10 protein-coding genes are annotated in these 8,316 nt (G+C 35.3%); 1 reads left to right on the top strand and 9 read right to left on the bottom strand.

From position 1 onward, the window contains the following. The first annotated feature begins 283 nt into the window (after nucleotides 1-283). A complete protein-coding gene (locus tag CKJ95_RS23090) occupies nucleotides 284-2,053 on the top strand; it encodes a sigma-54-dependent Fis family transcriptional regulator (RefSeq protein WP_099355789.1) in 1,770 nt (589 codons plus the stop codon). 80 nt (nucleotides 2,054-2,133) lie between these two features. On the opposite strand, the gene nadR is transcribed toward CKJ95_RS23090, so the two are convergent. The 9 genes from nadR to CKJ95_RS23050 form a co-directional block, all read right to left on the bottom strand. Further along, nucleotides 2,134-3,165: a multifunctional transcriptional regulator/nicotinamide-nucleotide adenylyltransferase/ribosylnicotinamide kinase NadR gene (gene nadR / locus CKJ95_RS23085; protein WP_099355788.1), complete on the bottom strand. Its 1,032-nt coding sequence runs from the start codon at nucleotides 3,163-3,165 to the stop codon at nucleotides 2,134-2,136. Then, nucleotides 3,162-3,860 carry a nicotinamide riboside transporter PnuC gene (gene pnuC, locus CKJ95_RS23080; protein WP_099355787.1) on the bottom strand — a complete coding sequence of 233 codons (699 nt, stop codon included), beginning with the start codon at nucleotides 3,858-3,860 and terminating at the stop codon, nucleotides 3,162-3,164. The genes nadR and pnuC overlap by 4 nt, the downstream gene beginning before the upstream one ends. A gap of 61 nt (nucleotides 3,861-3,921) precedes the next feature. Then, nucleotides 3,922-4,704, bottom strand: coding sequence for an NUDIX domain-containing protein (locus CKJ95_RS23075; RefSeq protein WP_099355786.1), 783 nt, complete (start codon nucleotides 4,702-4,704; stop codon nucleotides 3,922-3,924). 395 nt (nucleotides 4,705-5,099) lie between these two features. Then, nucleotides 5,100-5,390 (bottom strand): hypothetical protein, encoded by a 291-nt coding sequence (locus CKJ95_RS23070; RefSeq protein ID WP_099355785.1) that lies wholly within the window; start codon nucleotides 5,388-5,390, stop codon nucleotides 5,100-5,102. Nucleotides 5,391-5,529: 139 nt separating this feature from the next. After that, complete coding sequence (locus CKJ95_RS23065) at nucleotides 5,530-5,796, bottom strand: hypothetical protein (RefSeq protein WP_142353974.1); 267 nt, start codon at nucleotides 5,794-5,796, stop codon at nucleotides 5,530-5,532. 69 nt (nucleotides 5,797-5,865) lie between these two features. Then, complete coding sequence (locus tag CKJ95_RS23060; RefSeq protein ID WP_099355783.1) at nucleotides 5,866-6,057, bottom strand: DUF6366 family protein; 192 nt, start codon at nucleotides 6,055-6,057, stop codon at nucleotides 5,866-5,868. A 361-nt stretch (nucleotides 6,058-6,418) separates the two neighbouring features. Further along, the gene (locus CKJ95_RS23640; protein ID WP_180271671.1) at nucleotides 6,419-6,583 is read right to left on the bottom strand and encodes a hypothetical protein; all 165 of its coding nucleotides are present in this window, start codon (nucleotides 6,581-6,583) and stop codon (nucleotides 6,419-6,421) included. 506 nt (nucleotides 6,584-7,089) lie between these two features. Further along, nucleotides 7,090-7,305: a DUF4111 domain-containing protein gene (locus CKJ95_RS23990; RefSeq protein WP_257215911.1), complete on the bottom strand. Its 216-nt coding sequence runs from the start codon at nucleotides 7,303-7,305 to the stop codon at nucleotides 7,090-7,092. Beyond that, nucleotides 7,247-7,888 (bottom strand): nucleotidyltransferase domain-containing protein, encoded by a 642-nt coding sequence (locus tag CKJ95_RS23050; RefSeq protein WP_257215910.1) that lies wholly within the window; start codon nucleotides 7,886-7,888, stop codon nucleotides 7,247-7,249. Before CKJ95_RS23050 ends, CKJ95_RS23990 begins: the two co-directional genes overlap by 59 nt. Nucleotides 7,889-8,316: the final 428 nt, after the last annotated feature.

Raw genomic sequence — 8,316 nt, 5'->3', positions numbered from 1 at the left:
TTTTCATAGAACTTTTGACACTACCAAAATGATAATGTTTCAGACAACTAATCTACTTGCAAGACTCGTGCCAACTTCTACTTCATTTATAAATGGCCTTTCTAAGCATAAAAAATAACAATGCTGTTCAGAACTTGAGCACCATCTGTCCTATTTTGATACATAATTGCAATTCAAGTGTTCATTACTTTCAAAATAGTTAAATAATAGTATAATAATAGCTAGATACTATTTTTTTACAGGTAAAATGGAAGGAAAGTATTTAAGGGGGATAGGTATATTCATGTCATCCGTCGATCTTTTCAATCAAAAGAAAATCATTGATCTTTCTTGGAAACGTTGTCAAGGGTTGGGGCTTTCACCCACTGGCCCAATACAGGATATCAAATTTACAGGAAAGAAGTTGCAGGAGGTTCTTACAGAAAACGAGAATTTAATTACTCATACTACGGCCATTTTGGAAAAGCTTTATCCTACCATTCATTCCAGTGGCATTGTTACAGTAATCGCTGACCGCAATGGGACCATCATTCATAAAGTAGGCAATCTCGACCTTGATGCTTCCATTGACTATTTTTCAATTGGCTCAAATTGGGCTGAGGAAGTGAAAGGAACAAATGCAATTGGACTTGCCATTTATGAGAAAACGAACATTATCACCCACGCAGAACACCATTTCCATGTTAAGAACCACTTTCTTACATGTGCGGCAAGCCCCATTTTTTCTCCAAGTGGTCAATTTATCGGTGCAGTAAATATAAGTGCAAGAAAAGAGTTATTTCACCCTTCTATGGTTTCTTTAGCAAGTATGATTGTGGAAGCTGTCCAAAACCGCTTGCTCATGGCCCATGTACAACGAGAAAAGCAATTAGCCTTAAAAGAAGTGGAAATTACAGCAAATCTAAGCTCCACTCCACAACTTACACTGGATCATGAAAGAAGAATTATCCGTGCAAACAAACCCGCCATGCAAGTATTAGGCAGTAATTGTATAGGACAGGAGTTTCATATGAAAGGTGGCTATTCGGTAGACATCTTAGACGATTACTCGAATCAAGTATTTCGTTCTGTTGTTTCCCTACATAGAAATAACACTAAATCCACCCAGGACAAAAAGTTATATACAATCTCAGATATTATTGGTTCCTGTGAAAAAATAGTAAATGTAAAGAAAGTGGTTAAAAAAGCTGCCTTGTCTGAGTACCCTATTATCATTTATGGAGAAAGCGGAACAGGAAAAGAATTAATCGCACAATCCTTACATACATCGGGTAGAAGGAAAATGAAACCATTTATTGCGGTTAATTGCAGTGCCATCCCTGATAGTTTGATTGAGAGTGAATTATTTGGCTACGAACGTGGCGCTTTTACAGGTGCAAGGCGGGAAGGAGCTCCCGGAAAATTCGAGGCTGCTGACGGCGGAACGATATTTTTAGATGAAATTGGAGATATGTCTTTAAAGGCACAAGCAGCCCTACTACGCGTATTACAAGAAAAAACGGTAACCCGAATTGGCGGGGATTCCGTTAAAGTCATTGATACAAGAGTAATAGCTGCAACAAATAAGAATTTACGCGAGGAAATACTAGCAGGAAGATTTAGAGAAGATTTATATTATCGGTTGAGAGGTATTTTTATTACACTTCCTCCTCTATGTAATAGAACGGACATTATCGAACTAGCCGAACATTTAATTACAAAACTAGATACCCCCGTCCTTACTTTATCTGATGATGCAAAGCAAAAACTACTTTCCTACCCTTGGCCAGGTAATGTACGGGAACTAAAAAGTGTTCTTATGCAAGCCTCGTTTTTTGCTGAAGATACCATCGTTAACGGTGAGCATTTACATTTCGAAAATGAGTTTGAGCGTCAACCTACTCGTGGAGATAGTGGAGAAAACTCCCCACATTCTCTGATTAGCACTGAAAAAACGGCGATCTTACAAGCATTACATTCTGTAGATTGGAATATTTCGAAAGCCGCCAACATCTTACAGATTAGTAGAAATACACTCTATCTTAAAATTAAAAAATATCAATTACAGAAATAGCTCCTCATAAAAAAGGGCCTGACCCCCAGCACAGTAAAGCATTACCGCACTAAGGGTCAGGCGTCAGAATGTAGATAAATTCAATTCGTGACCCCTACTCTTTCCCCTATCAACTCAATCGCTTTTTCTAACCTTTCTTGATAGCTCCCGCTTATGCTTACGAACGGAATTCCATATTCATTCAATAGACCCTTCAAGCGCTGATTATTTTCTTCGCGAACCTGTTGTTCACCATGTACCCTTAATCCATCATCCACCCATTCGACGTCTGGCTCTAAAAATAGACATAAATCGTATTGTTGGAGCTTGGCAATCTCCCCTAGGACCTTTTGCGTTTTACGATTATACAGTTCTGAATAAAATTGAGTGACAGCAGCCTCGGTGTCAACAAAGACAATTTTATTGGCTTGTTTAATAGCTTCATATTCTTTAAGTTTATGACCATATGCAATGAGGGGGTAGTCCTCGTCTACCATAATGCCATCACAACCGCCTAGCTCTTCACAGATTTCCCTACCATATTCACTTACATACGTCGTGTTATACATGAGTGCTAGATTTCTCGTAAGCGTTGATTTTCCACAGCTTTCCGTGCCCAAAATGACGACCTTTTTGACAAAATACGGTTTCGCTACCTCGGGAATGTAGTTCCAGTAAGTAAACACTCCCTTACTTCGAATCTCAGTTGCCGATATCGGAACCTGTTCCCTTTTTTCATCAATCAACGCATGCGTTGCCTCCGGATAGAGTTCTTGAAAAATCGGGTCATATCCCATTTCAGAACCGAATACCACATCAATGTTCTTCCCGATCGCCTCTTTTATTTTCGCGGCCCCTTCCTTCCAATCATAATCGTCATCCCCATCATAATCTTCCACTTCGATGACCTTGACGTTCTTCATATCCTTCGTCAGTTGCGAAAGCCAGCGCAGCCGGATCCGACTTGAAATATAAGGAAACTTGCTCCTTTCACAAAGCTCCCGGTCCCTCTTTTCACTATGAGACAACACGACATACAATTCATCGACCATCGTGGAAGCTTTGATAATCGCGTACACATGACCTTGATGCAACGGTAAAAACTTACCACCGTAAAATCCAACCTTTTTCATGACATTTCTTCCCCCTTCTGCTTTTTATAAACTTTCGACCAGTTGTAATATCCGTAAATACTATTGATTAGAAACGCCGACCACATAACAAGCATGGATACATCGTTTCCTCCTTGTAACATCAAAGCCTTTAGCCAAAGTGCAATGGATAGGACATTCACCGCAATCCAAAATAACCACTGTTCTGTAAAACGTTTGAGCATTAAAATCTGGGCAATCACCGATAATGTCGTCGTTGCCGAATCAATCCAGACGACATTGCCACCGATTTTTTCTAGAAGGTAAGCATATAGAACAAAGATGACAAGGAATGAAGATAAGGTGATGGCCCATCCCTTTTTTGTTAAAACACTGACTTGAATTTCTTCCCCTTGTACAGTTTGTTTTGCTTTATGTTTAGTCCATAAATAAAGTCCTACAAACTGTAGTGGAAAATAAAACAAGGCATTTAACATGACCTCGCCATATAGGCCATAACCGTAAGCGATATAGGCATAGGTTCCGGTTTGGATAATTCCAAAATAGTAATTACTGATCTTCCCTTTCGCAACCAACACCACACAAAGCATTCCTGAAATCGAGGTAATGAACCCAAGAATCGTATCATCCCAGACAAAAAACAAATACACATTCACAAGCGTAAACGTCACAAGCCATAGCTTTTCAAACAAGGTCCAGTCTTTTAAAACTTTCATTTTGATTCACTCCTTAATGGTTATTAATTAACAAACTGTTAATTATAAGAACGAAAAAAAATTAATATTTGGCATTATAGATCGATACATATGGATCAAAATCATTAAATCGATAAAGCTGGGCTTTATTTTTCGACCAACGATTGGTTTTTTGCGGCTCTCCATCCTTCACGACTTTTTCAATAAACGGAAGCGTTGGAGCCTTCCTGAAAAATTGAGCATCTAGCTTTAGCCAAGGCTCATCCATAACCGTTAGCAATACCCCTTGCAACTCAGACAATACAAATTCCTTTGGTAAAAAGTTTTTCGCGAGCGTTGTTAAAGACATATCCTTTTTGATGAACCATAACGCATCATCAATAATTTCTTTATGGTCAAAGGCAAGGTCTAGCTTAAACACTTCATCCATCGAAAATAATGCTACCTCAGCTGCATCATCTGCTGCTCTCCTCTTTACTAGCTTATCTTCTGGAACGATCGCATAATGAGCATTTGAAATAATCCACCCCCGCTTGTCACGTCCCAATTTGTCATAAACGCCAAAGTGCTTAATTTTTAATCCATCTACACCCGTTTCCTCTTGTAATTCGCGAACAGCTGCATCATAAGCCTTTTCCTCAGGATTAATAAACCCACCAGGCAACGCCCATTTTCCTCTTTCGATATTCGGGTCACCTTCACTTGTTTTCTCCGCTCGCTTAATTAGCATAAGTTTTAACGTCTTTTCTGGTGGCTTATAAGGACCTACCTCCGTTGAAATAATCGTAAAGACAGCAATATCACTCGTATATCCATCAGGAGTTCGATATTTACTCACATCATAGTTCAACAAATCTTCACTCATACTTACTCACCTCAGTGCTACTGATTATTAATTAACATTTTGTTAATTGTTATTAGTATTATATCAAACACTTGCACAATATGTTACATAAAATATTCGACAAAAAGTGATCTTATCCAAAAACCCTCCATTACTTAGATTTTCCACAACACTTAATGCGCTGAAAATATCTATTGGGTTTAATACTGAAGTGAAAGAATCTAGAGAAAAAGTAAAATAACGCACCAAATGAAAAAATATAATAATTTTACTCTTGTTAATAAAACTGCAATATTTAAAACTTAATTATGAATGAAATATTAAAGCGACAGTATAAAACTGTCGCCAAAATTTGAAATGTTATTAAACATAAGCACCCATTAGTTTAAGTACATTTTTTCACAATCTTGACTTGTTCATTTCTTCTGCGATGTCCAAATTTTAAATATTACTTGACCATTTTTAGTTATTTTCTCCGTATGGATACTTTTATTCAAGTTATTATAACTAACCCATTTTGGTAAGTAATTTGCTAAATATTTTATAACCTTCTCATCAGGTGAAGCATATCCAACATTAATATTATTGGACAAATATGCAACAAAATCTGGATATAAAGCATCTACCCATTCTTCTGCTTGACGTTCTGAATTAAAAATACGATTATCTTCTTTATATCTTCCATTTATCCATTTAACATTTTCCATAGTCAACACCTACTTTCCAAGTTTGTCGCCGTTATTCTTATCTTCTTTTTGCACTAACCTGCCTCGTTAGCTCAACAAGAAAAAACTACTCAGTAATGACAGGTGGATATTTTAACACTTGCATCGTTAGTGAAATACCTTATGAATGCAAAACACAATTAATAAAATACTTTGCATTCCCTGCGTCTTTTTTTCTAACAGAAACAACATATTGTTTTTCGTAATTCTTGTTCATTCCGAAACTTCCGAAGTTTCCTCTTGATGTACCAGGTCCTAACCATTTTCCTGAAGGATCAATAGCTTTATAGGTATATTTAATGCCTTCTCTTTCTAAAATATCTCTCACCTTAGATAATTCTTCCATTGAAAATCCTATATAAACATCTTCTTTATTAAAGAAAAACATATCCATGCCTCTCTTCTTAATACACCTTATTAGAAGCAACTTCTTTTTACACTATTCTGCTTCGTTAGCTTAATATGAACACCGAGAGAGAACAAACAATCCTATAATAACAATTACTAAGGTAATAATCTTTGTCAGACACCCACCTTTTGCAATTGCACTTGGATCACCAACCATTGAACGGTTAACGGAATCGGCTAAATTAATTAACGGATTTCTTTTCCATTCTGTTTCTCGTATTTTTTCTTCATCTTTCCCCATTAACTAACCATCCCCGTAAATTTAATATTCTCACTCTACTTAACTTTATTTTACGAAAATTGCTCAAACATAGTTTCATTTTTCTTCAACTAACCTGCATCATTAGTTTTATAACTTCAACAAAAAGTGCGCTAATCCTTCTTAGATCAACGCACTTTTTAGTTTATAACCCATTCGTCCAACGACTCTTCAATAATGTTTTCAGTAGTGGTAAATGGGAGTGTGTGATACTCCCATTCAAGGAAACCGATTTTAAACGCTTTGGTTAAAAAAATCATCTCAAGTTTGTCTTCTACATAAACTTGTGTTAGATAAATATTGTTTCCTGAATATTTTGTATAAGTATTTAGGTCAGTTATTTCTAACAGACTTTGACCTTTTCTACTCTTTCAGCATTTATTTCACTAACATAGTAATCTGCATTATTCCAATTATTTTCTTGTAACTTCAAGTATACTGCATCTGAATTCACCAAAATAAAAACAACTAATATTATAAGGACACAAGGTATAATGATCTTCTTCATAGACTTACCCCTTAATTCATTTTTGAATTCTTTCACTCTACTGCACCATTAGTTCAAAAAATTCTATAAAAATTGCGTTAATCCCATCTTAGATCAACGCACTATTCATTCTTCGAATGCTTTGTATGTAGAAGTGGAGAATACTCCAAAGATTCCTAACCCTTCAATTAGTAAAAAAACTCCATCTTCCTCTTGTAATTTTATTCCTATCTTGTTAAATAAAAAGTAATTGTCTATATCTATATTAACAACCTTATAATTGTTGGAATCTCTTATACATTCATTTTCTTGGCATTCTAAATTATATTTGTTGGATAACCAATTGTTAAAAGAATCAGATGACGGCTTTGTTAATGTTAGAATTAGTATCAATAATATAAATAAACTTAAGTAAACAATACGTTTTTTACTCATCAGTACCTACCTTTATTTAACATATTCGGCATAGTTTATTTTAACATATAATAGACAAAAAATTCCATAAATTCTTCAACTAAACTGCCCCGTTAGCTTAATAATTTTTGAACATTATCCGAAATGTAATTTCTTAATAATATAAGTTCGTCTTTCTCAAGAGTATTAGCACCATTTCCATTTGCATAAGAATCGACCACTTTACTAATAGTAATACTTAATTCCCGTGGGAAAGTTTTTAGCCCCCAATTACCTGCTTCTTGCTTGGATGAAATTACTCTTTCTTTTAGATACCAAAATACTCTCACTAAATTTAATGAACAATAAAATTGGGTCTTCTTCAATATTTTCCAAACAATCCTGATAGTCACCTAGTATAGACGATATGTAATCTGACCTTGGAACTAAAGGAAATACTTCCTTTATAGGTTTACCTTCGACACATATGCCTCTTTGATAAGTAATAGTTAAGTGAGCTGCTAAATCTGCATCTGTATGAATATCACCATTTAAAAACTGATATGTACCATTTAACAAATCTTTTTCGAACCGTTCTCTCCAGAACTCGCTATAATGGAAATCATATGGACATGGATGTTGCCAATGCCGTAGTTGTTTTGTATTTAGAAAACTTATTTCAATTGGATATGGAGAATTTGAATAATCTAATAAGAGCCGTGCCAAATTCCTCTTATATTCGATTTCCATTGATTTATAAGTAATAACCAAAACATCAATATCGCTGCTTTTAGGATTAAATCCGCCCATAGCTAAAGAACCATGTATATAGAAACCAACGTAGCTGTCATTTATAATTTCCTTAATACTTTTATTAATATTAAAAATAAAATCTTTTATTTCAGAAGGACACGTTTTCCAAGCATAACCCATCTTACAACTCCCTCCTCTTCTTTCACTAAACTCCTTCGTTAGTACAATAAAAAAGAAAACCCCAGCTATTTTAAGGCTTTGTTCTTTTTCAAGCAAAGAAGACGTTTGTTACATATTCTTCAGCTTCATTTCAATTGTATTAAATTCCCAAAAACTACCGATTGATTATAAAACGTTTTCTCTGATATGTTGGATGACGGTTCAATTTCAGATACTAGGGGGCATTTTTAGTTGGTAAAAGGAAGCAAAGTTATATTCGAATCAAAAATTTATGTTATTCATTGGATATATGATAGTGGGTACTGTGAAATTAAGAACGACGAACGTATAAAGTTAGTTAAACTTTCAGATCTAACACCTCTAGAATAAACATCAATTACAATATCTGATTTGAGAACCATTGGGGTTGTCCGAAAAGTCATTGAAAA

It is taken from the genome of Fredinandcohnia onubensis (genome assembly GCF_002734285.1).
Taxonomy (GTDB): domain Bacteria; phylum Bacillota; class Bacilli; order Bacillales; family Bacillaceae_L; genus Ferdinandcohnia; species Ferdinandcohnia onubensis_A.
This window is presented reverse-complemented; position numbering and strand designations above follow the sequence as displayed.